The sequence below is a fragment of the Verticiella alkaliphila genome (assembly GCF_018904615.1).
GTDB classification, from domain to species: domain Bacteria; phylum Pseudomonadota; class Gammaproteobacteria; order Burkholderiales; family Burkholderiaceae_B; genus Verticiella; species Verticiella alkaliphila.
In genome coordinates this window covers 1-530 of record NZ_JADCNH010000111.1, presented here as the reverse complement: position 1 = coordinate 530, position 530 = coordinate 1, and the positions used below count along the sequence as shown (strand labels likewise).

The following is a 530-nucleotide window of genomic DNA, read 5'->3' as shown; positions in this document are numbered from 1 at the left end:
AGCGAAAACGCTAGCTTGACAAGCTTCAAAAACTTCTTCATAATCTCGCTTCTCTGCTGATGACGGCGCCGCAGCGATGCGAAGCCGGGGCAGCAAGAAGTTGGCAGTATCGCAGTACAGAATTTAGCACTACCTGCTCTTTAACAATATAACAGCCGATAAGTGTGGGCGCTTGGTAATACGGCGCAATTCACAATGGGACTTCGGTTCCGGCGTGATGCGAACGAATACAAGTGCTCATACCGAAAGAAGTCAGGAAGGATTTTCGAATCCAACTTGTCTTCCTTTGAGCGAGCGACGTACCTAAACAGTACGGAAATTTATCAGAGATTGAACTGAAGAGTTTGATCCTGGCTCAGATTGAACGCTAGCGGAATGCCTTACACATGCAAGTCGAACGGCAGCACGGACTTCGGTCTGGTGGCGAGTGGCGAACGGGTGAGTAATGTATCGGAACGTGCCCAGTAGCGGGGGATAACTACGCGAAAGCGTAGCTAATACCGCATACGCCCTACGGGGGAAAGGGGGGG

Annotated in this window: 1 rRNA gene; it reads left to right on the top strand. The window is 50.8% G+C overall.

Annotated features, from left to right (window positions below):
- Positions 1 to 332: 332 nt before the first annotated feature.
- Positions 333 to 530: ribosomal RNA gene (locus tag IMZ29_RS22450) — 16S ribosomal RNA — on the top strand; the annotation flags it as partial.